A 21,542-nucleotide genomic window follows, 5' to 3' on the forward strand; every position below is an offset into this window, starting at 1 on the left:
ATATTAAATATTAATAAAATTTTGTAAATATTTAATCCATTTTACTGCTAAATTAACATCAGTAAAAGGTACATTTATTAAATTATTATCGATTAATAAAAACTGCAAATTAGCCTCTCCTCGATCGGGCGAACTATCAATATTTACTATTTTATTTTTAATAGTTAAATCAATTTTAGCTATATTTTGCAATGAAAAAGTTTGCAGATCTATAATACCTTTAGGAGTAGGTTTTCCCCATGTAATTAAATTTCCTTTTTTCCCTAAAACGGAATAAATGTCATATTTTGCATTATCAAATTGTTCAGCCCAAAGTTTATAAGCCTCAACTTTTTCATATTCTTTTTTGCCGGTGATAGCTAGCCAGATAAAAACCACTAACAGAGGCAACCACAATAAACCACGTTCCATGTTAAAATTGGCAACAAAAATTAAATAAGACTACCATAGAATAAAATTAGTCTATCAAAAATATAGATTTACTAACTAAGAATAATTATATGACTTCTTATACAACTTCCTCCGCTAGAGCCGAAATGAATGAATTGAGACGACTCAAAACTTTACTCCCCCCAGAATTGCAGAGTTGGGTGATGATAGAAGCATCTACGGAAGTTAATCCCCCTTTAATCCGCAGTGAAGAATTAGGCAAAGACGAAGTAGAAATTCAAATTGACTTAGCAAAGTGGGAAAACTTGGCAATTGATCAACGAAATTTGATGTTTTGGCATGAAGTAGCCCGTATTCAAAATGATAGTATTCCCCGAGAAGGTTGGGAAATGGCCGCCTTAGCGATTGGTTTAGGTGGTGCGGTAGGTGAGTTGTGGGTACAGGATGGTTTATTGTTATTATTAGCATTAGGTTTATGTAGTATTTCTGGTTATCGACTTTGGCAGAAAAATAATGGTGACAAGAATCTCAAGGAAGCCATCGAAGCAGATGAAAAAGCGATTATTATTGCCACTCGTTTCGGTTATTCTATGAAAAATGCTTATCAAAGTTTAGGTAGTGCATTTAAAACTTTAATAGAACAAACTCCGAATCGTAGTCAACGAAAGAAATATGAAGAACGTTTACAAGCATTACGTCGTAGTGCGGCCAAAGCTAAACAAAAACAAGATCAACCTTCAGAAAATCAACCCTTGAAGACTCCTCCTGTTCGATCGAGAAGTAGTGCTAGAATGAAAAATATTTAGGGAATGAGGAATGAGTAATAAGGAATAAGGAATTTTTAACATAACCCACTTTGAAATTTATTTCAAATCTAATAGTGAAAGTCAGCTAAAGCGACTATGAGCAATTAACTGTTCACTAAAAACTCATTATCTCTTTCCATTCTCAACTTTTCATTTATAAAAATTTTTGTTAGTTTAAATATTTTTTGATGACTTCAACAGTGTCTTTTCCCGTTTTTTCCCAACTAAATTTTTTAGCTCTTTTTAAACCTAATTCTATCAGTTGTGATCGAAGTTGATCATCTTCAGCCATTTGATTCATAGCTGAACTAATACTGTTAATATTGTGGGGATTAACTAATAATCCTGCCTCTCCTACTACCTCTGGTAAAGAAGATATATTAGAAGTAATAACAGGAGTACCACAAGCTATCGACTCTAATACAGGAAAACCGAAACCTTCCCAAAGAGTAGGAAAGACAAGAGCTTGAGCTTGATTAAGTATTCGTGGTAAATCTTCAGAAGAAACATAATCTAAAAATTTTACTTGATTTTCAATTCCAAGTTCGATGGATTGTTGTTGTAAAAATGGAGTATATCGATCGTCAGAAGGCCCTGCTAACCATAACTCATAATTTTTCTGATATTTAAACTTAGCAAAAGCCGAGATAATTTTACTAACATTCTTATGAGGATCATGTCGGCCTAAATAGAGAAAATAAGGAATTTTGTCGTGGGGTTTTAATGAGTCTAAAACCTTAAAATTTTCAGGATTATAACCTAAGTAAATAGGTGTTATTTTTTGAGCCCGAATATGAAAATAATTGATAATATCATCAGCCGTTGCTTGGGAATTGCAGATAATATGTTCGGCTTGTTGACAAACTTGGGGAATATAATAACGAAAGTAAGGAGTTAGAGGAGATTTTTTCTTCGGAAAACGAATAGGGATTAAATCATGTACCATAACAATCCCCCGACACTTAGAAAAAAGAGGCATTTCTGGCACAGGAGAAAATAATAAATTCGCCCTCAAATTATGATAAAGATTTGGTAACTGAAACTGAGTCCACTTTAATCGTAAAAAATGCCCTTTACTTCCATAATCAGGACTTAAATTTTCACTGATAAAAATAGGATTTTGATAATTATCGTTAAGATATTTTTCCCCTAATAAACTTGTGTAGGGTAAAGAAGAAAAATAAGGTATGATATTATTAATATAATTGGTGATTCCCGTAGGTTTAGTCACCAACATTGACAAATTTAAAAGTAGTTTTTGAGATTTATCTATATTAGTCAATATAATTTTTCACTGGATAGAGAAGAAGAATTGAAAATTAGGTTTTAGTCAATAGTCATTGCTAACATTCCTTTTCGCCGACTTTTACTATTCGCCTTGAAATTAATTTCAAAGTGAGTAGTGTTAAAAATTCCTAATTCTAACTCCTCATTCATAATTTTTAACTATTAAGCGGTAGCTTTGGCAAAATTGTCAGCTACAAAATCCCAGTTAACTAATTTACCGAGAAAATCGCTAATATAGTCAGGACGCTTATTTTGATAATCTAAATAGTAAGCGTGTTCCCATACATCCATTGTTAACAAAGGAATTTGTCCAGCAGTAAAGGGATTATCAGCATTACCCGTTTTAGTAACTTTTAAAGCACCACCGTCTAACACTAACCATGCCCAACCGCTACCAAATTGAGTCGCCCCTGCGGTTTTAAATGCTTCCACAAACTTGTCAAAACTTCCAAAATCTGCCTCAATTTTGTCCGCCAATGCACCGCTAGGAGTTCCACCTCCATTGGGTTTCATACATTGCCAATAAAAACTATGATTCCATGCTTGGGCGGCATTATTAAAAATACCTGCTTGACTTGGATTAGTAGCCGTAATGGTGATGACTTCTTCAATGGATTTAGAGTCTAATTCCGTACCTTCCACAGCTTTGTTAAAGTTAGTAACATAAGCCGCATGATGTTTGTCGTGATGAAACTCTAAGGTACTTTTAGAGATACAAGGCTCTAAAGCAGTATATTCGTAAGGAAGTGTTGGTAATTGATAAGCCATATTATTGATCTTGTTATCTGATCTTATTATCGGTTACTTGGTTTATATTATAGTAATTGGTGTCTTTAAACAATCCCTATGGGGGGGATAAGAAGAAGCAAGTTAAACCCCGTTAACTAACTTTGAAATCAATTTCAACAGAGGGTTAGGGAATTCGCGATAAAAATTTGACACTTTTAAACAACTTCTAAAAGGCTTGAATCCACTCTTTAATTTCGTAATCAGTCCAAATATTATTTCGCCAATAAGGATCCGATTCTACTAAATTTTTGACTATTTCCTCAGTTTCTGCCTCATAAATACCAAAGACTTTAGTATTATCTTTTGTTGGACCTAAAGTAATTAAAATACCTGCTTCTTTTTGTTTTCCTAAGCCTTCTAAATGTGCTTGGCGATAAGGTGTTCTTTTTTCTAAAGCATTGTCACAATAACTTCCAAATAAAATGTATTTTGCCATAAATAATTAATTAATAGTGAATAAATTAAAGGGCTTTTGTCTTTACTACGAATATATTGATTTATCTTTTTAATATCTCAAACCTTTGCTGTTAATAATAATAGTTGGAAGATTGAGTTGTTTGTTCTGGTGCAAATGCCAACCATAGGGGAAATTTTAACAGTGAAAGGCTAACTTTGTCATCAGTTTGATCCATTATGATTAATGGTAAATCTTTTTCTTCGACAATGCGATCGCCTTTTTGAATTAAGGCCTCTGAAGTTTCAAATAATACGACTCCCCGATTAGGGCCGAAATCACTGCGAGAAATACCTAAACAGTCTTGTAAACCTCGTCTCCATTCTCCTAGTCTTTCAGGAGTGTCTGCTAAAATTAAGGTTCTTGCTCGATCGCCGTATAATTGAGAGAGAATGGACATGATAGCTGAAGCTATTAAAATATTTTGTAGTCTTGATCCCATACTGCGTAAAGTTCCCCTACCTCCTTGAGTAAAAAACCATTCTTTAACTCTTTCAGCGTGGATAGGTTCAAAGGTACGGCGTAACTGCCAAGGTGGCCCATAGTAATCAGGTCGAGTACGATATTGATCTAATAAACTACGGATTTGACGGGTTTCTTCTTTAAAGTTTTTTTCGACAAATTGAGGGTTAGGATTATTGTTTTGGGGAATGGGGATAGGATTGGGAGTTTTTTCCCATGATTGAGAGTTGTTACTCGGTAATTCTAACTGTTCGGCTGCAGCGGCTAAGTCTTGTAAACTACCAACTAAATAATCTTTGAAACCTTGTACTCGAATAGCTAAGTCTTGAGAAACTCCGGAAAAAGTTGTTTTCATTTCTCGATCGATTTTCTCTTTTCGGCGTTCTAATTTTTGAATTTGCAACTCTAAATCTTGTTTTTTTTGTTCTAATTCTTTTAGTCCTTCTTGAAGTAACAAATTGATATTTTCTCTAATTTTTTCTTGATCTTTTATCAAGTTTTGTTTTTGAATTTCTAAGGTTTTAATTTCTGTTATTAAGTCTTGATTTTCTATTGATATATCGTCGATTATTTCTCTCTCAGTTTCTTCCCATTTAACTTCGATTTTGTCATGTTCTAAAACTGAATTAGTTTCATTTTTTTGTTCTAAATCTATCTCCATTTCTTCGATCGATAAATTTTCTAATTCTGTATTATTTACTTCATGAGCATCATAGGAATGATTTTCTTTTTCTTGGAAATCTGAACTAGGATTTATGGTTAATTCTTCTATATTTGCACTGGAATTTACCGTTGATTCTTCAAATTCGATCGACTCTGTCTCTAAATTAATAGTAGATGTTTTTTCTGATTGTGCTTCCCATAAATCATCATCATTAGAATAATCTAAATCTATGTTTTTTTCTTGTAATTCTTTTTTTATATCTGACATGGTAATTTAAAATAGTGAAATTTATTTTACTTAATAGAGAGGAATAATATCGTAGATAAATTAATAAATAATTATTGTTACTGTCAGTTTTTACAATATTTTTCTAAACATTCTTTTAAGGCAACAGGATCAAAGATTATAGGGATAAAATGAATACTATTGACTTCTTTAAAGTATAATAAAATAGGTACAGGTTGCCAAAAAATAGCCCAATTTTCCCACTCTTTATAAGGAAATGTTCTGATATTTTTTTCTCCTCGATAAACTTCTAATGCGATCGAGGTAAATTTTAACTTAATTATGTTAGCTTGAATAAATAAAAATATGCCGAATAATGTCACTACAACACCGAGAATAATTTGTAATAAACTTAAGGCAATTCCACCAATAATAATCACAAAAGGAATGCGATAATTAGGAGCTAATATTACGGATTCTGAGGACAAAACACTGCTTTTCATTAGTTTTTTAACTAAAATCTTGGTTTAATATTCTTTATATTTTAAGTCGATCGTGCTAAAAATGGGAAATAAGTAATTAGGGATGAGGAATTAATACATTTTCTCCCAGTATCTTAGTTCACCTGTTTTCTTGATTCTGAAGCATCATTAAATTCTTTCCCCCGAAATGGGATCAAAAATGTGGCTATAATCTAAGGTAAATTTTATCTTAACTCGATCGCCTCGTTTTCCTGTCCATTGAATCGGCAACTGTAAGTTAATATTTATATCCGAGTCCAGAATAATAGCATTGACTAAAATTTCTTTTCCTAAAGGCTCGATTACTTCCACTTGGGCTAAAATATCATTATCTGAAAAACTCTCCTCATTTACACTAATATATTCAGGACGAATACCTAAATCCCAACCTTGCCCATTATGAGGGGGTATTTTCTCCTTCCAATAAGGAGTTAAGGGGAGAGATTGTTGTTGATTAATCCACAATGCACCATCATGATAGGTAACGGGAATAATATTCATGGCAGGTGTACCTAAAAAAGTTGCTACCATACGATTAATAGGATTATTATAGATTTCTGCAGGTGTGCCAATTTGTTGTATTTTTCCTTGATCTAAAACTACAATTCGATCGCCTAGAGTCATAGCTTCTACTTGATCATGGGTAACATAAATCGTAGTAATTCCTACTTTATTATGAAGTTTTTTTAATTCTGTGCGTGTTTGATCTCGTAATTGAGCATCTAAATTTGATAAAGGTTCATCTAATAAGAATACTTTAGGTTGTCTAATAATTGCTCTACCTAGTGCAACTCTTTGTTGTTGTCCACCAGACAAGTCTTTAGGTTTACGATGTAATAAGTGGTTTATATCAAGAATTTGGGAAACAAACTCAACTTTTTCAGCAATAAGGGATTTGTTGACTCCTCGCATTTTTAAGCCAAAACTAAGGTTTTGTGCAACGGTAAAATGAGGATATAAAGCATAATTTTGAAAAACCATTGCCACATCTCTTTCTCTGGCAGGGATGGTATTCATTAACACATCGTCAAAATATAAATTACCTTCACTAACAAACTCTAAACCAGCGATCGATCTTAGTATAGTAGATTTACCGCAACCAGAGGGGCCAACTAATACCCAAAACTCTCCATCAGGTACTTGAAAACTAATATCAGAAATAACCTTGACGTGATTAAAACTACGGGCAATATTTTCTAAAGTTACTGTCGCCATCTTGAATTTATACTTAGCAAGGTGATAAATTAATCTAGTGTAAGATACTAACGGGGCAACAGTGAATAATCAAGAATCAGTAATTGTTAATTGTCAATTGTCAATTGTTAATTGTGAACTACGGTTCGATGAGTGAACGTTTACCCCATTTAGGATCGGCGTTAGTTTGAATTAAGATATAACCGGCAACCGCTTTAATATCTTCATCGGTGTAATTACGAATTTCAGGCCAAAGATCAGGTCTTTCGGTGCTTAAATGATATAAGGAAATATCCTCTTCACCATCATAACTGGTAGGGTTTTTAATATAATCCACTAAACCCAATAAATTGTCTCTAGCAGGAAGTGCGTTAGCTAAACTTTCTTTACTTAAACCAACGTTAGGGTTAGTTTTGGTTTTACCTTGGATGTGACATTGAGAACAATTATCAATGAACAATTTTGAGCCAAGTTGTGCGTCTTTATTTGATAAAGTGATTGACGCACCATCTTCATTTAAAGGCACTGTGCGAATTTCATTACTTAAGCTAAGAGCATTTGCAGTTCCGGCAAAAGACTGCCACGCAAAAATGACTCCTGCTACTAAGATTAAAAAAACTTTTTTCAACATAATTCTAAAACAAATATTTTTTTTTGGATATTTTTTGAGGGTTTCAGATTATACCCTAATCATTTTCTCTCAAAATTGGTTCATATTTGAGGAATTATTGTAAAGTTTTGTTAATAATTATTATTGATCCCTAATTCAGAATTTTAAATAACTAATAATTAAGTACTATAAGTTTTGTTTGGTAATCTTTAATTACAGAAAAATATACAGTAATAAATCTTGATTAATTACAAAAAATACTAGAGATCTCGATAATTTCGACGATATTAATAAAAAGGTTTCTCACATTGAACTCAGGTTAGCTTAATATTTGTCCACTTTCTTATCCCGAACTGAGATTAAACTAATAAGATTTATCAATGACCATATTTTCAATGATGTTGAAGTAGTATTGAATAAAATTAAAGAATTTACTATTCAATACCAATTAATCTTAAAACAACAAGAACAGACTCCTCCTGTATTGGGTGATTTAACGGTATTAGAGCATTAATTATCTTTATATCCTCCGAGTTTGAAGGAGAAAAAATATGAGTATAAGTATAATAATAGTTTTAACAGATCGAATATGAAAAACTGGCATCCTTCGGTAATACCTTTTTTAGAACAGAATAACTATCAACAAGTAATCCAAATCTATGAAGAAATAACAGAAAATAACCCCGATGAACTTGATAATTACTGGTATTTAGGGTTAGCTTATTTATTAAACAGGCAAGAAACAGAAGCACAAACTACTTGGTTTATTCCTTTTGGTAATGCTGATGAGGAAGAAACTGAGTTATGGACTGAAGAATTAGTTAATATATTATGTTTTGAAGCTGTTCAACAAGAACAAAATAAATCTTATGATTTGGCTTGGGATATTCGTTCTGTTATCAAAGAAATAAATCCAGAAAATTTAGATAATCTTTTGTATCTATTAAACTTGTCGATCGAAACTAACAACTTCAATATTCTTTACATTATTGATTGGGGTATTTTACAACTACTAAAAGCGGAGAATCCTCAATCTATTTCCCCTCATATTTTGTTAAGAGTTTTAGATAAAATTGTCAGATTACCAACTAAAGAAAGTCTTGAATTAGCGGAAGCTGCCTTAATTTATGATTTCAATAATTCTGATATTAAAAACCAAATAAAGTATATAGCTCATTTATTAGGAATAGATAATTGTTCATATATTTTATATGCGATCGATCTTTTCAAGTTATGTATTAAATTTATGCCCGAAGATTTAAGTTTATATATCGGGTTATATATAATTTACTTAAACATTTATAAATATGAAGATGCCATTAGAATGGCGGAAACAATTAAACAAAAAAAACCTGATTTTGAAGGAAGAATTTTAAGCAATAATTTTTTATTTTATTGTTATCTCAGTATTGGAAAATGGCAAAAAGCATCTGAAATACAAGCAGAACAAGTTAAAGATTGGACAGAAATCATTACTGAAAATTCTGTAGTGAAAGATCCCTCTATTAAAACCACTTTTTTAGCCGGTTTAATTTCATCTTTATATCTACAAGATAATTTAATTCATAATCGCCATCTATTTAATGGTATTTCCTCTTTATTTTATCGTTCCAATGAAAATACAAATCTGTCAGAAAAAAGAATTAATCACTCTGAAATTAAAGACAAAAAACATCTAAAAATTGGTTATATTGGCTATACATTTCGTGGTCATTCAGTGGGCTATTTATGTCGTTGGTTAATTAATCATCACGATTCAAATTTATTTAAAATATATATTTATGCGGTGCAAGGACCAGAAGATAATATTACAAAAAAATGGTTTAAGGAAAAATCTGAAGTTTTTTTTGCAGGGGAAAGAAATATAGATGATTTAGTGAAAAAAATTGCTGAAGATCAAATTGATATTTTGGTAGATCTTGATAGTATTACGAATAATATAACTACTTTAGTTTTGTGTCAAAAACCGGCACCAATTCAAGTGACATGGCTAGGCTTAGATGCTTCTGGTTTACCCACGATCGATTATTACATTGCCGATCCTTATGTCTTACCTGATTATGCAGAAAAATATTATCGAGAAAAAATTTGGCGTTTACCGAATACTTATCTTGCTATTGATGGTTTTGAAATTGCCACACCAACTCTGCGTCGAGAGGACTTAGATGTTAAAAATGATGATATTATTTTTATGAATTTACAAAATCCCGCCAAACTTAACCCCGATATTCTTAAGTCTCAACTAAAAATTATTAAAGCAGTGCCTAATAGTTATTTATTTACTAAAATTCGTAAAGATGAGGAAGCCTTAAAAGAATTAGTCAAGGAGATTGCTCAATCGGAAAATATCTCTGTCGAGAGATTACGTTTTATTCCTTCTGATGCCAGTGTAGAAACCCATCGAGGAAATTTATATATTGCTGATGTGATTCTTGATACTTATCCCTACAATGGCTCAACTACTACTCTTGAAGCACTTTGGGCAGAAATTCCTGTAGTTACGAGAGTAGGAGAACAATTTGCCGCTCGTAATAGTTATACTTACATGATGAATGCAGGTATCACTGAAGGTATTGCATGGAGTGAGGAAGAATATATTGAATGGGGTATTAAATTTGGTACTGATGAGGAGTTGAGAAAAGAAGTTAGTTGGAAGTTGCGAAAATCCAAAAAAACATCTCCTTTGTGGAATAGCAAACAGTTTGCGAGAGAAATGGAAAAGGCTTATCAACAAATGTGGGAGATTTATGTTCGAGAGAATACATAAGTTAATAAATAAATGATAAATATAAGAAGCAAAAAATTTATTAAAACAAAGTCATAGATACTTGATTAAGGTAGAAAATGAGTAATAGTAATAATACTTTATCTAAAAATATTAATATGGTCTTTTATGCAACCCATAATTCTTGAGCAAAACGAATAGAAAATAAAAATAATAAAAGAGTAAAAAAAGCCATTACACAATAACCCCAACGATGATTTCGAGAAAGTAAAATTCCTAATGCAATACTTAACGGTACGATACCATAAGCTAAACGATTCAGAGAAATTGTTCCCCCAGAAGTCAGCAATAAACCTAAACCTAAAAAACCATAAATTAAGGTTGCTTTATCTAAGGAAAAACGAAGATAATATAATAAATATATTCCACCGATTATAGGAATCGTATTAAGTAAAGGATCTCCAGCTAATAGCCATAAACCAAAACATAAAAAACACAAAATATAATCGGTCTTTATTTTTCCTAATTTATTAGATAAAAAATGTGTTGAAATGAAAAGCAATACAATTAAAATAAAAACCAAAGGATGAAGCCAATCAACTATTTTGCCTTCTTTATAGTTATAACTTCCAATAATAATTTGCATAAACATTTTTTCCCAACCTTGCCAATCAAAACCTTTTTTTCTTTCCCAAATTTCATGTTGAACTTGAATAAAAGTAAAAAAGTTGCCAAATTTTAACCAACAAAAAAAACCATAAAAAATAACTCCTAAACTAGCCGTTAAACTAGAGATATAGGCAACTAAAGAAAGTTTTTTTTGCCAACAAACTATCAAAAATGCAATAACTAAAGCTAATCCTGTAATTCTTGTAGCAGTAGCTAAAAAACCAAATATACTTAAGGCAATATATTGTTGTTTTTGGAATGCTCTTAATGCACCAATACTGAAACATAAAAATAAGCCTTCTGTATAAATTACGCTACCAAATAGAGATAGTGGAGAAAATGCTAAAACTAAAATTATCCATTTTACTTCTTTAATTTTTAGTTCATCTTTAAGCCAATCATATAATAAAAATAAAGCTATTAAAAAACTTAAGTTATTAATGATTAATCCTGCAATTTCTGGTTGAATTCCAATTCTTGTGCCTAAATGAATTAGTAATGGAAATAAAGGAAAAAAAGCAGAATCTGCTCCGGCATTTCCATCTATATATTCATATCCAGAAGAGGCTATTTTTAGATAAAAATTACTGTCCCAAGCTGAAAATACTTCCCACCCAAATTTAGCTTCTACACCTCCATGGGGTGCAGATAATAAAGGGGCAATTCCTAATATTGCTACTAAAATTATAGTTCTTGTTAATAACCAAATTTTGAAAGGATAAAATAAATTTTTTTTTTGAAAATAATTATTTAGAAACATGATATATTCATTTCTACCAATTGATAATTGATCCATTCAAGGTTTAAAGCCTTCTCTTTTTAAGGAGAAAAAGATTATAAAAAGTTTCCATTCTATAATTTAATCCTCTTCTTTTTTAGCTAGAGATAACTGTCAATTGTACATTGTACATTATTCAATTATTTTTCATTTTTTCTTAACATAAATAAACTAGGATGATGGAAAAAATCAAAGGCATTTTCTGGACATAATGGACGAGAAAATAAATAACCTTGTCCTAATTTACAGCCTATTTCTTCTAAGATAATTAATTGTTTTTTTGTTTCAATGCCTTCAGCGATAACTTCTAAGCCCAAATCTTCTGCTAAGGATAAAATCGCTTTAACAATTTTAATTTTGTTAGGATTTTCTTCCAGATTAGAGGTAAAAAATCGATCGAGTTTTAAACCATGAATTGGTAGTTTATGTAAATAACTTAAACTAGAATATCCTGTGCCAAAATCATCTATCCATAATTGAATTTTTCGATCGATTATTTGTTGTAAAATATCGAGGGTAAATTCTTCTTGAAAAATACAACAACTTTCAGTAATTTCTAATTTAATATATTTAGGATCAAGTCCTGTTTCTTCAAAAGTTTTATCTAAGGTTGTTAAAAAGTTTTCAACATTAAATTCTTGACAGGATAAATTAACACTAAGAATAGGTAATTCCAGTCCGTGAGGATTATTTATTAATAATTCTTGATGCCATTGTTTTAATTGTTTACAGGCTTGTTTTAAAACACCAAAACCCATCGGAACAATTAACCCAGTTTGTTCGGCTAAATTAATAAATTGGTTAGGAGTAACTAATCCTTTCTGGGGATGATTCCAACGAATTAAACTTTCAAATCCTTTTATTTGTCCACTATAAATCTCCATTATTGGTTGATAATAAAGACAAAATTCTTCTTCGATTAAACCCTGTCTAATTTCGTTTTCTAATTGCAATTCTGCTAAGGCTTCATTGTGCATTTCTCCTTGAAATACTTGATAATAACCTCGTCTTTGAGATTTAGCTTTGTAAAGAGCTGTGTCCGCATACTGTAGTACTTGCGAAGAAGTTAAATGCTCATATTCTTCAATGTCAACACTACTACTAAAAAAGATACCGATACTAACTCCACAAAATAGCTTATGTTTATTAATAACAAAGGGAGGTTGAAAAACTGAGTTAATTTGTTCTGCTAATTTAACTACTTGTTTGATGTCCGTTACCTCATCGCAAAGAATAGTAAATTCATCCCCTCCTAATCTGGCAACAATATCTTTTTCTCCCAGACAATTTTGTAGTCTTTCTCCAATGGCTATTAATAGTAAATCTCCTACTCCATGACCTAAACTATCATTAACAGCTTTAAATCGATCGCAGTCGAGAAATAAAACGCTAAACTGATAATTCGATGATGAAAATTCCCTCAATTTATGAATACTATTACTAAGATGTTGTAGGAAAAGAGTCCGATTCGGTAATTGAGTTAAATTATCGTAAAAGGCTTGACGATGCAATTTTTCTTGAGCTTCTCGATATTTAGTAATATCTTCCACCGTACCCTCATAATAGAGTAAATCTCCTTGAATATTTCTCACCGCACGAGCATTTTCCGAAATCCAAATAATACCGCCATCTCGGCGATAAACTTGAGATTCAAAGTTAGTAATCGCTTCGTTTTGCTCTAATAATTGTATGAATTCTTTTCTTCTATCTGGTTGTACATATAAGCGATTTTCTATATCATTCAAATTTTCAATCAATTGTAGAGGGGTATCATAACCATAAATTCTAGCTAAAGCCTTATTGGCGTTAAGATAATAACCATCAACAGTGGTTTGAAAAATTCCTTCAATGGCATTCTCAAAAAAGTGCCGATAGCGACTTTCTGCCTGAGATAAGGCTTCTTCCATTTGTTTTCGATCGCTTATGTCTGTAATCCAACCTTCAATACCTAATAAACGCCCTTCTCGACTAAAGATACCTTTCCCTTTTTCCCAAACCCATTTTTCTTGATTATCTTTGGTAAAAATACGATATTCTACGGTATAACCTTGACGTTTTTCAATACTATTTTTAATTAAGTTTAAAACTCTCTGCAAATCGAGAGGATGAGTAAATTTTGTTAAGTCAATTTTCCCTTTTACTAATAATTCAGAAGCCGAATAACCTGTTAGGATAGTACATCCTTTACCGATATAATCTTTTCCCCAATTATCATCACAAGCAATGCGAAAAAACATTCCCGAAGTAGAATCAACAATGGTTGCTAATTGTCTTTGACTTTGATGCAATTCTATTTCTATTTGTTTATGTTTAAAAATAGTTCCTAGTTGAGAAGCAATACTTTCTACTATACCTAATAAATTTTTATCGATCGTGAGACATTGACGACATAAAAAAATTAAAATAGCAACAACTTCTTCTCCCGCTAAAATAGGGACTCCAAAAGCAGTTTTTAAACCACATTTTTTAGCTAAATCTTTGCGCAAAAACCAATCTTCTTGAGTAATATCTTCTATCCAAATAGCTTTTTTTTCTGTGGCAACATTTCCGGGTAATCCCACAGAAAATGGGAAGGTAAAATTATGACTTTCTTGTTTAAAATCTCCCAAAGAAATCATATCAGGAGACAATAAATTTTTGTCTGAGGAAAACCATGCCGTCGAATAATAAAAAAATTCTTCCTCTTGATTTGGCAACCATGCCTCACCAAAATCCCAATCAGTTTCTTGACATACTTTTTGTAAGGTATAAAGCAAAGCGGTTTCAAAATCGACTGAAGTAGTAATTGCTTGAGTTATATCTAACAGCAAGGATTTTTCCTGTTCCGTTTTTCTTTTTTCTGTAACATCAACGATGAATCCTTCTAAAAAGAGTAACTCTCCTGTGGGTGAATATATCCCTTGCCCTTGTTCCCATACCCATTTGATTTCGCCCGATCGAGACACTATTCTGTAATCAATTTGAAAGATAGTTCGAGAAGCAATAGCTGCATTAACTTCTTCTCTGACTAATTTACGATCGCAAGAATAAATTAAATCTTGATAACTAATAGTGCTATTATTAAGGAGATCGATCGCTTCATAACCAGTTAAATTCCAACAGTTTTGACTAATATATTCCATTGTCCATTGGGAATCATGACGACAACGATAAACTACAGATGGTAGATTATTTAATAAAGAGGATAAATGGGATAATTCTGCTGTTAAATCAACCACCGATTTTTGTGTAATAGGATGAAAAATAGAAATTATAACTTTTTCAGACTTCCACGTCACTAGATGTAGAGATAAGCTATATAAATCAAAATTATTTTCTGATTTACTATCATTATTATTATCGGAATTGTGGGGAATAAATAAATAGGGATTTTCTCCCGCCAATGCAAAAATTTGCTTAATATTATAAGGCTTTATATAATCTTCTAAGGTACTTTCTTCTAAGATATTTTGATTATAAATCTCAAATATTTGTTTAAAAGTATCATTGGCATAAATTAAATGATAGTTATTAGTTTTTATTAAAGCGATGGGAATATGAATACTATCTAAATCAATAGATGAAGAGTCAAGACTACCAGACAAGTATATACATCGATCGAGATAATTAAGGGACTTATGATTATTTTGATTTTTCCTACTTAACATCCAATTCATAAATCCCCCCTATTTTTAACAAATACCCTTGGAAATTTTACATAACAGTCTTAAATCAATTTTGCAAAGATAAAACAAATTTCTTGTTTCATAGCAAAAAAGAGGTGTCCATATCACAAAAATCAATGACAGCTATTCGCTATATCTCCACTCATAAATAATTTTACTAACAATTTTTTTATGAAAATGTTTTTCATGAGGATAAATTGAAATTATTGACTTTTTTTGTTCACTTAGATGAAGCATTAAGATAAATATTGTATTAGTATGACAAATAATTAACTGTTAAGATCAAAAAATCTATTTTAATATAGTTTACATCAATTATTATCACTATCTCTTAGCTTAATCATTAAAAGTTGATAAAAATACAAATTTAGAGTTTTAGTTAGAAGTATCTGAAGTTAATGATTCGTTAGTGGTAAGTTGTAAAAACACATCTTCAAGGGAAGGATGACTTCTTTTCATCTCGTAAAGACCCAATTTTTCCTGAACAATAGTACTAGCAATATCTTTTCCTAATTCATAATTTTTATCAAGGGTAACATTAATCAGAAAACGATTATTTTTGTCCATTATTTCCTTTATGTTCACACTTTTAATTCCTAACATTTTTTCTAATTTTGGTAATAAATTACTGGTGTCTCCTTCTACTTCTATTTCATAACCACTATTACCCTGCATTTGTTGTAAAAGTTCGTCAGGTTTTCCTGTGGCTACCACTGCACCTTTATTAATAATTGTGACAAAATCACAAGTCATACTCACTTCCGGCAGAATATGAGTAGATAAAATAACAGTTCTTTCTCCTGCTAAACTTTTAATTAAATTCCTGACTTCAATAATTTGACGAGGATCTAAACCAACTGTGGGTTCATCTAATATAATAACAGGAGGTTCATGAACGATCGCTTGGGCTATACCGACTCTTTGGCGATAACCTTTCGATAATTTGTGGATAATAGTATTAGCACGATCTTCCAGTTGACAACATTTTAAAGCCTTTTGGATTTTTTCCCCTCGATCGCCACTAGAAATTCCCTTAATTTTTGTCACAAAACCAAGATATTCTGTCACCGTCATATCCGTATAAAGAGGGGGCGTTTCTGGTAAATAACCAATTCTTTCTCTGACAGCCATAGGATTTTCATGGACTTCAAAACCTGCTATGGTAGCTTTTCCAGTCGTTGCAGGGATATAACCGCTAAGGATACGCATAGTTGTAGTTTTACCCGCACCATTTGGCCCTAAAAACCCTAAAATAGTACCCTTTTCCACTGAAAAAGAAATATCTTTAATCGCTTGAGTTGCACCGTAAATTTTACTTAAATTTTCGACTTCAATCATAATATATAACTCAAAAAAGATTAAGAAAATAGAACTTGGAAATATTTACTCACAAATAATACTTGGTATCATTATAAGCCCCTTCCCTCTTCTCTCTTCCTTTTTCCCTCCTCTCACCAAAATACTTTTTCAGCAACTTGCCTTAAATTATAAGAGTGTGTCCATTAAATTCATTAACTTGATGCTATCAGGAGACAATTCACTATTTTGATCTTGTTTGATCTGATATTCTAGTAATCCTTTCATGGCAATTAATTTTAAGCTATTTTCGGCTAATGTCTCTGTAATTGCCTCTCCTGATTTTACATAACCAATAGCGCCTAAATCCATTAAAGCCGATCTTCTTAATTGTAAGTCTTCTCCTTCTAATGCACTTACTAACATTTCTCCATAAATATCATCACGAGTTAACTGATACATCGCTCTCGCCGCCGCATAAGCGATTTTAGGAGTAGGATGATCAAGAAATGGTTTAATTAGATTTAGAGCATCTTTAGCCTGAAGTGTGCCTAAAGCCTCAATAATAGCCTCATAGGGTTGATTGAGATGAGGTTTTCCAATCACTCCAGATAACGCATAATCAGTTAGTTTATCCTCTTCAACGGCATTGTCTAAAAGATTGATTAGAGGTGTAATTGCTCTTGAATCTCCTAACATTTCTAAGGCTTGGGCGGCAGATTCTCTTACATAATAATCATCGCATTCAAAACAGTTAATTAAAGGCTCAACTGCCCTCAAATCATCTAGTTTGCCCAGGGCTTTGGCGGCATTTCTACGTAAGGGAAACCCCCCGTCGGGAGCTCTATCTTCTTCATCTTCAAGGGCATTCATTAAACTTTCTACTGCTACGGCTGTTTTTACCCGAAATTTTCCTAACCACCAAGCGGCATAGTATCTTAGTCCTAAATCTTCTTTTTGGTTTAAATTGGCGATCGCAGTACGACCTTCAGTAATGACTATTTCTGGGGTAATAGATATTGGGGTATTCATAATAAAACAGTTTTAAAAAAGTCAAGATTTCTATTTTAACCTCAGTTCTTCATTTTCCTAAATTTAGTTATTTTTACGGAGAGGAAAAAATCGATCGAGTGGTATAATCTGAAACATTATTTTCGCTAGTTAAGAACTATCAAAATTGTGAAAGATTCTCACTATAGATTATTAGACTTAGTGGGCGAAGGGCAGTTCGGAAAAGTATATACAGCTATCCATCGTCAAACAGGGGAATTAGTGGCATTAAAAGAATTAAATCCGCAAAAATTCTCTACTAAAAAATTCTTAAAAGAAATGCGAATTCTCCTGAGTTTAGATCATGTCAATATTGTTCGTTGTCACGGTATTAAACATAATGAAAAAGGACGTTTTTTAATAACAGAATACTGTGAAGGCGGTACTTTAAGAGATTTATTAGAAACATCGTTTGAGCTTAGTTTAGAACAAAAATTAAAAATTATTACAGACATTTTAGAAGGATTAAATCATGCTCATATAGAAGGTATTATTCATCGAGATTTAAAACCAGAAAATATTTTATTATGTGTCACCCCTCAAGGTTGGAATGCAAAAATATCAGATTTTGGAGTGGCAAAAATTGAATTAGAAGATCAAAATGTAAACCCCAGTACTATGGGGGATACTGGCTCACCTGCTTATATGGCACCTGAGCAATTTTATGGGAAATACTCTTATAGTTCCGATCTCTACGCAGTAGGAATTATATTATATGAATTACTTATGGGTTTTCGTCCTTTCAGTGGTAGTCCTTATGAGATTATGATCAAACATTTGAATCAAACTCCAAAAATACCTGATGATATACCTTTCCCTTTAGGACAAATTGTTAGTCAGGCTCTACAAAAACTACCTCAACATCGATTTCGTACTCCTCAAGAAATGAAAACTGCTATTTTAAGAGCAACGTTAGAATTGCAAACCTATAATCAATCCTTATATAAAAATATTCCTTATAAGTCAATTTCTTTAGATTTAATTTATGATGAGTCACCTCCTGAACAAATTAATTATTTAGTGACAAAAGATAATGTTATTTATTTAGCTGGGGAAAAAACGTTATGGATTAAACATTATCAAGAAGATTTTGATACGAATAAAATAAGTTTAAATGAAGGTATAAAACATCAATTTAATGATCAAGTTATCGATGTTAAAGTGGTTAATGATGGTTGTGTTGTCGCTACGAGAAGTTTGTTTAAATATAACCAATATAATTTATTTCATTGTGGAAAAAATATTAAAAATTTAATAGAAATAGAAAGTGAGTTTTTTACTTTTGCTTTTCCTGATAACTATTCGTGGATTGCTCTTAATAAAAATCAAGATTTAGATCAAGGTTTTCAGATTATTAAAACTAAAAATTCTTCTCCTATTAATACTTTAGTGAAAGATTTTTTACCTAAACAAATTATTAGCATCGATCGACATCATGGAGTAGCAATATATAATCAATTAGACATTAATAAAAATCAAACCTTTTTCCGCTTTTTTAATCGTCGGGGGGGATGGACTGATAGCTATATGGTTTCTTTACTTTTACATGATCTTCTTTATAACCCTGCAATTTCTAATACTTTCTTGTCCAGAGAAAAACAAACCAATAATTTAGTTTTAATTAAGTTTAATCCTTTTTCAATTCGTCGTATTCCTCTTAATTTTAAAGCTGATTTTTGGGTTCCTAGCAATAAGGGTTTTATTTGCGGTAGTTCATCAGGTGACATTGCTTTTTTAGATTTGCAAGGTAATTATTTAGGAGAAGCTAATATTCTTTTATCTATTAATTCGATCGAGATGTTAACAGAAGATAAAATAATAGTAATTACTAATAATAAAAAAGAACAAAGAAAACAAATTTATAAAATTCAAGTATTAGGTTTAAGAAGTTAGATATTAGGTTTTAAAAGAATTTTAATACTTTATGAAAATAATAAATATCGAATAAATAATTGAGAATTGATAAATAAAAATTTTTCTTTTGAGTGATCGATTTTGACCATATAAATAATTTGTATGAATACCTGTTATACTCATGTGTGTAATAAATAGTTAAAAAGGTTTGTTATAATTGAAGTTTAAACACCTAATAATTTAACAATCTTAAACTATTATTAACTATTCTTTAAGTTAAAAAAACTCATGAATAAAAAAAATATATCTCGCTTAATAATCTCTTTTTGTTTATTTTCTTTACTACTTATATCCTCTTGTTCTCCTCAACCTCCTTCTCGTTTTGAACAGGCACAACAAGAAAGTAATAATGCAGGAAATAAAAATATTGCGGTTGATAAAGATGCTGTAAAGGGAGCTAGTTTTAATAAATTTTTTCCTATTAGTAGTGGAGAATATGAAAGAGTTTTTACTCAAGAAAAATCAGGATTTGTTCAAGCAAAATTAAAACGCAACGGTCAAGATTTAGCTGTTTTAGCTATTTTTGATACTATGAGCAATCCTTCTGCTAAAGAAGATTTTAAGAACTCTACGGACAAAATTAATGGTTTTCCTGTGGTAGAAAAAGGAACTAATAATACTGCGGTTTTAGTCGCCGATCGTTATCAAGTAAGTATAAAATCTAGTAGTACTGACTTTGATTTGGAGCAAAGAAAAGATTGGTTAAGTAAATTCGATCTCAGCAATTTAGCTAAGTTAAATTAAACAATTTAATTGAACTCACAAGATAGATGAACTCACAAGATAGATAAATTATTAATTATTTCCTTAAAAAATATTAAACAGAGGTAGAAAATGAGTAAAGCAATTTTTGAATTAGTTGATGACTTACCCCAAAATAATATCACTACGATGGTATTAAAATCTCTTGATTTTGTTATACCCGGACAATGGCAAAATACCACTAATTTTGAACAAATGATTCGGGAAGTGACAGGGGAAACTGACGAGCAAATAATCCAAAAAATAGGCGATCGAGCAGTATGGTTGTTTAATGATAAAACTCAAGGTTATCAAAATGCGTTATGGTTGTATCAAACAGTAGATAAAGCTGACTATGCTTTAGGTGCAGCCGCTTTAGCTAATAAAGTTGGTTCAAAAATTGGTTTACTAAGTTTTCTGAATCGGTTAACTCCCAATAACGAGAAAGCCCAAGCCATCGATTTAGCCATAAAATTAGTAGTGGAAGTAGTTGCATTTTGTCAAATAAATGGTTTACCCGGTGACAGTATCGGAGATTTTGTAGCGGCATTGAAAGAATATGAATCGGACTCTTTAATGCGTATGACAGCCTTAATTTGCCTTGATGGTTTAGTACCTTTCGGAGCAGATTTTATCCTTAAAGTAGAATCGACTATTAACAATCTTACCACAAAGGAATTGAGTAATAATCCTGCTTTTGATAGTGTCAGTCGCTTAATTCCAGGAGGAAATCCTGCTGGACAATTACAGTTTATTGGTAATAGCTTTTCTGCTGTTAAAGGGTGGATGACAGGATTTGTAAGCAGTCACAATGTCACTCAAAGTGCAGTTATGAAAAATCTCCATAGTTTTGTGGAATTTTCTGAAGATCAATTTGATTATGTCGCCGCTTTCATTGATATGTCAACTAATTACTTTGAACATACTGGTACACAATCGATCGCCAAAAGTTTAATTTCTCGTGCCATGATGGAAGTTTAACCTCAGTTCGACAGAAGAAAAATGATGAAGACGAGACAGGAGGACAAGTGGACAGGGAGAAAAATTTTTAATATTTGTATATTTTGAGAGAATTTTATTCATTTACAAAAACTACAATCTAATCTACCTGTTTCCCTGTGTGTTTGTAAACGGGAGTCAGTCATTGTAATCAACTATTTTTATAGTTCACTCAGGTGAAGTTTAGGATTTGGGAGTTGAGATGAGTTTCACCTTAATTTCTCATTCCTCATTGTCTATTAAACTTAGATACTAACAGCTTACTGTTATAATAATGTAACTTCTTAATGTAAAAGTAATGGT

The 21,542-nt window shown here is 31.5% G+C and carries 17 protein-coding genes; 5 read left to right on the forward strand and 12 right to left on the reverse strand.

The genetic code is table 11. The features are described 5' to 3' along the window. Positions 1-3: 3 nt before the first annotated feature. A complete protein-coding gene (locus tag GM3709_RS03620) occupies positions 4-411 on the reverse strand; it encodes a hypothetical protein (protein ID WP_066116385.1) in 408 nt (135 codons plus the stop codon). Positions 412-500: 89 nt separating this feature from the next. Between GM3709_RS03620 and GM3709_RS03625 the strand changes: the two genes are divergently transcribed. Further along, positions 501-1,196, forward strand: coding sequence for a DUF3318 domain-containing protein (locus GM3709_RS03625; protein ID WP_066116387.1), 696 nt, complete (start codon positions 501-503; stop codon positions 1,194-1,196). A gap of 169 nt (positions 1,197-1,365) precedes the next feature. Here GM3709_RS03625 and GM3709_RS03630 read toward each other — a convergent pair whose 3' ends face one another. From GM3709_RS03630 to psbV, 7 genes are all read right to left on the reverse strand, one after another. Beyond that, the gene (locus GM3709_RS03630) at positions 1,366-2,433 is read right to left on the reverse strand and encodes a glycosyltransferase family 1 protein (protein WP_173645698.1); all 1,068 of its coding nucleotides are present in this window, start codon (positions 2,431-2,433) and stop codon (positions 1,366-1,368) included. Positions 2,434-2,645: 212 nt separating this feature from the next. Then, positions 2,646-3,251, reverse strand: a complete 606-nt coding sequence (locus GM3709_RS03635) for a superoxide dismutase (protein WP_066116388.1) — start codon at positions 3,249-3,251, stop codon at positions 2,646-2,648. 187 nt (positions 3,252-3,438) lie between these two features. After that, positions 3,439-3,708, reverse strand: coding sequence for a YciI family protein (locus GM3709_RS03640; protein ID WP_066116390.1), 270 nt, complete (start codon positions 3,706-3,708; stop codon positions 3,439-3,441). Positions 3,709-3,799: 91 nt separating this feature from the next. Beyond that, on the reverse strand, positions 3,800-5,119 hold the full coding sequence (locus tag GM3709_RS03645) for a DUF3086 domain-containing protein (protein WP_082712934.1): 1,320 nt from the start codon (positions 5,117-5,119) through the stop codon (positions 3,800-3,802). A gap of 83 nt (positions 5,120-5,202) precedes the next feature. Next, the gene (locus tag GM3709_RS03650) at positions 5,203-5,580 is read right to left on the reverse strand and encodes a DUF3119 family protein (protein ID WP_066116392.1); all 378 of its coding nucleotides are present in this window, start codon (positions 5,578-5,580) and stop codon (positions 5,203-5,205) included. A gap of 147 nt (positions 5,581-5,727) precedes the next feature. Then, positions 5,728-6,813: an ABC transporter ATP-binding protein gene (locus GM3709_RS03655; RefSeq protein ID WP_066116394.1), complete on the reverse strand. Its 1,086-nt coding sequence runs from the start codon at positions 6,811-6,813 to the stop codon at positions 5,728-5,730. Between the two features lie 118 nt (positions 6,814-6,931). Beyond that, the gene (gene psbV, locus GM3709_RS03660) at positions 6,932-7,423 is read right to left on the reverse strand and encodes a photosystem II cytochrome c-550 (RefSeq protein ID WP_066116396.1); all 492 of its coding nucleotides are present in this window, start codon (positions 7,421-7,423) and stop codon (positions 6,932-6,934) included. Positions 7,424-7,991: 568 nt separating this feature from the next. Between psbV and GM3709_RS03665 the strand changes: the two genes are divergently transcribed. Next, positions 7,992-10,169 carry a hypothetical protein gene (locus GM3709_RS03665; RefSeq protein ID WP_066116398.1) on the forward strand — a complete coding sequence of 726 codons (2,178 nt, stop codon included), beginning with the start codon at positions 7,992-7,994 and terminating at the stop codon, positions 10,167-10,169. A 124-nt stretch (positions 10,170-10,293) separates the two neighbouring features. On the opposite strand, the gene GM3709_RS03670 is transcribed toward GM3709_RS03665, so the two are convergent. The 4 genes from GM3709_RS03670 to GM3709_RS03685 all read right to left on the reverse strand — a co-directional run bounded on the left by GM3709_RS03670 (position 10,294) and on the right by GM3709_RS03685 (position 17,567). Then, the gene (locus tag GM3709_RS03670) at positions 10,294-11,592 is read right to left on the reverse strand and encodes a mannosyltransferase family protein (RefSeq protein ID WP_231937611.1); all 1,299 of its coding nucleotides are present in this window, start codon (positions 11,590-11,592) and stop codon (positions 10,294-10,296) included. 122 nt (positions 11,593-11,714) lie between these two features. Continuing rightward, complete coding sequence (locus GM3709_RS03675; protein WP_066116400.1) at positions 11,715-15,230, reverse strand: EAL domain-containing protein; 3,516 nt, start codon at positions 15,228-15,230, stop codon at positions 11,715-11,717. Between the two features lie 384 nt (positions 15,231-15,614). Continuing rightward, positions 15,615-16,577: an ABC transporter ATP-binding protein gene (locus GM3709_RS03680; RefSeq protein ID WP_066116402.1), complete on the reverse strand. Its 963-nt coding sequence runs from the start codon at positions 16,575-16,577 to the stop codon at positions 15,615-15,617. 147 nt (positions 16,578-16,724) lie between these two features. Continuing rightward, positions 16,725-17,567, reverse strand: a complete 843-nt coding sequence (locus tag GM3709_RS03685; RefSeq protein ID WP_066116404.1) for a HEAT repeat domain-containing protein — start codon at positions 17,565-17,567, stop codon at positions 16,725-16,727. A gap of 147 nt (positions 17,568-17,714) precedes the next feature. Here GM3709_RS03685 and GM3709_RS03690 point away from each other — a divergent pair, with 147 nt between their 5' ends. The 3 genes from GM3709_RS03690 to GM3709_RS03700 all read left to right on the forward strand — a co-directional run bounded on the left by GM3709_RS03690 (position 17,715) and on the right by GM3709_RS03700 (position 21,221). After that, positions 17,715-19,478 (forward strand): serine/threonine-protein kinase, encoded by a 1,764-nt coding sequence (locus tag GM3709_RS03690; RefSeq protein ID WP_066116406.1) that lies wholly within the window; start codon positions 17,715-17,717, stop codon positions 19,476-19,478. Positions 19,479-19,727: 249 nt separating this feature from the next. Then, the gene (locus tag GM3709_RS03695) at positions 19,728-20,243 is read left to right on the forward strand and encodes a hypothetical protein (RefSeq protein WP_066116408.1); all 516 of its coding nucleotides are present in this window, start codon (positions 19,728-19,730) and stop codon (positions 20,241-20,243) included. A 90-nt stretch (positions 20,244-20,333) separates the two neighbouring features. Next, positions 20,334-21,221 (forward strand): hypothetical protein, encoded by an 888-nt coding sequence (locus tag GM3709_RS03700; RefSeq protein ID WP_066116409.1) that lies wholly within the window; start codon positions 20,334-20,336, stop codon positions 21,219-21,221. Positions 21,222-21,542: the final 321 nt, after the last annotated feature.

The sequence above is a fragment of the Geminocystis sp. NIES-3709 genome (assembly GCF_001548115.1).
Taxonomy (GTDB): Bacteria; Cyanobacteriota; Cyanobacteriia; order Cyanobacteriales; family Cyanobacteriaceae; genus Geminocystis.

What these genes read in the sequence shown, in the direction of transcription:
- GM3709_RS03620 (WP_066116385.1), bottom strand. Translation starts at nt 411, where the DNA reads ATGGAACGTGGTTTATTGTGGTTGCCTCTGTTAGTGGTTTTTATCTGG.
- GM3709_RS03625 (WP_066116387.1), top strand. Translation starts at nt 501, where the DNA reads ATGACTTCTTATACAACTTCCTCCGCTAGAGCCGAAATGAATGAATTG.
- GM3709_RS03630 (WP_173645698.1), bottom strand. Translation starts at nt 2,433, where the DNA reads ATGTTGGTGACTAAACCTACGGGAATCACCAATTATATTAATAATATC.
- GM3709_RS03635 (WP_066116388.1), bottom strand. Translation starts at nt 3,251, where the DNA reads ATGGCTTATCAATTACCAACACTTCCTTACGAATATACTGCTTTAGAG.
- GM3709_RS03640 (WP_066116390.1), bottom strand. Translation starts at nt 3,708, where the DNA reads ATGGCAAAATACATTTTATTTGGAAGTTATTGTGACAATGCTTTAGAA.
- GM3709_RS03645 (WP_082712934.1), bottom strand. Translation starts at nt 5,119, where the DNA reads ATGTCAGATATAAAAAAAGAATTACAAGAAAAAAACATAGATTTAGAT.
- GM3709_RS03650 (WP_066116392.1), bottom strand. Translation starts at nt 5,580, where the DNA reads ATGAAAAGCAGTGTTTTGTCCTCAGAATCCGTAATATTAGCTCCTAAT.
- GM3709_RS03655 (WP_066116394.1), bottom strand. Translation starts at nt 6,813, where the DNA reads ATGGCGACAGTAACTTTAGAAAATATTGCCCGTAGTTTTAATCACGTC.
- psbV (WP_066116396.1), bottom strand. Translation starts at nt 7,423, where the DNA reads ATGTTGAAAAAAGTTTTTTTAATCTTAGTAGCAGGAGTCATTTTTGCG.
- GM3709_RS03665 (WP_066116398.1), top strand. Translation starts at nt 7,992, where the DNA reads ATGAAAAACTGGCATCCTTCGGTAATACCTTTTTTAGAACAGAATAAC.
- GM3709_RS03670 (WP_231937611.1), bottom strand. Translation starts at nt 11,592, where the DNA reads ATGGATCAATTATCAATTGGTAGAAATGAATATATCATGTTTCTAAAT.
- GM3709_RS03675 (WP_066116400.1), bottom strand. Translation starts at nt 15,230, where the DNA reads ATGAATTGGATGTTAAGTAGGAAAAATCAAAATAATCATAAGTCCCTT.
- GM3709_RS03680 (WP_066116402.1), bottom strand. Translation starts at nt 16,577, where the DNA reads ATGATTGAAGTCGAAAATTTAAGTAAAATTTACGGTGCAACTCAAGCG.
- GM3709_RS03685 (WP_066116404.1), bottom strand. Translation starts at nt 17,567, where the DNA reads ATGAATACCCCAATATCTATTACCCCAGAAATAGTCATTACTGAAGGT.
- GM3709_RS03695 (WP_066116408.1), top strand. Translation starts at nt 19,728, where the DNA reads ATGAATAAAAAAAATATATCTCGCTTAATAATCTCTTTTTGTTTATTT.
- GM3709_RS03700 (WP_066116409.1), top strand. Translation starts at nt 20,334, where the DNA reads ATGAGTAAAGCAATTTTTGAATTAGTTGATGACTTACCCCAAAATAAT.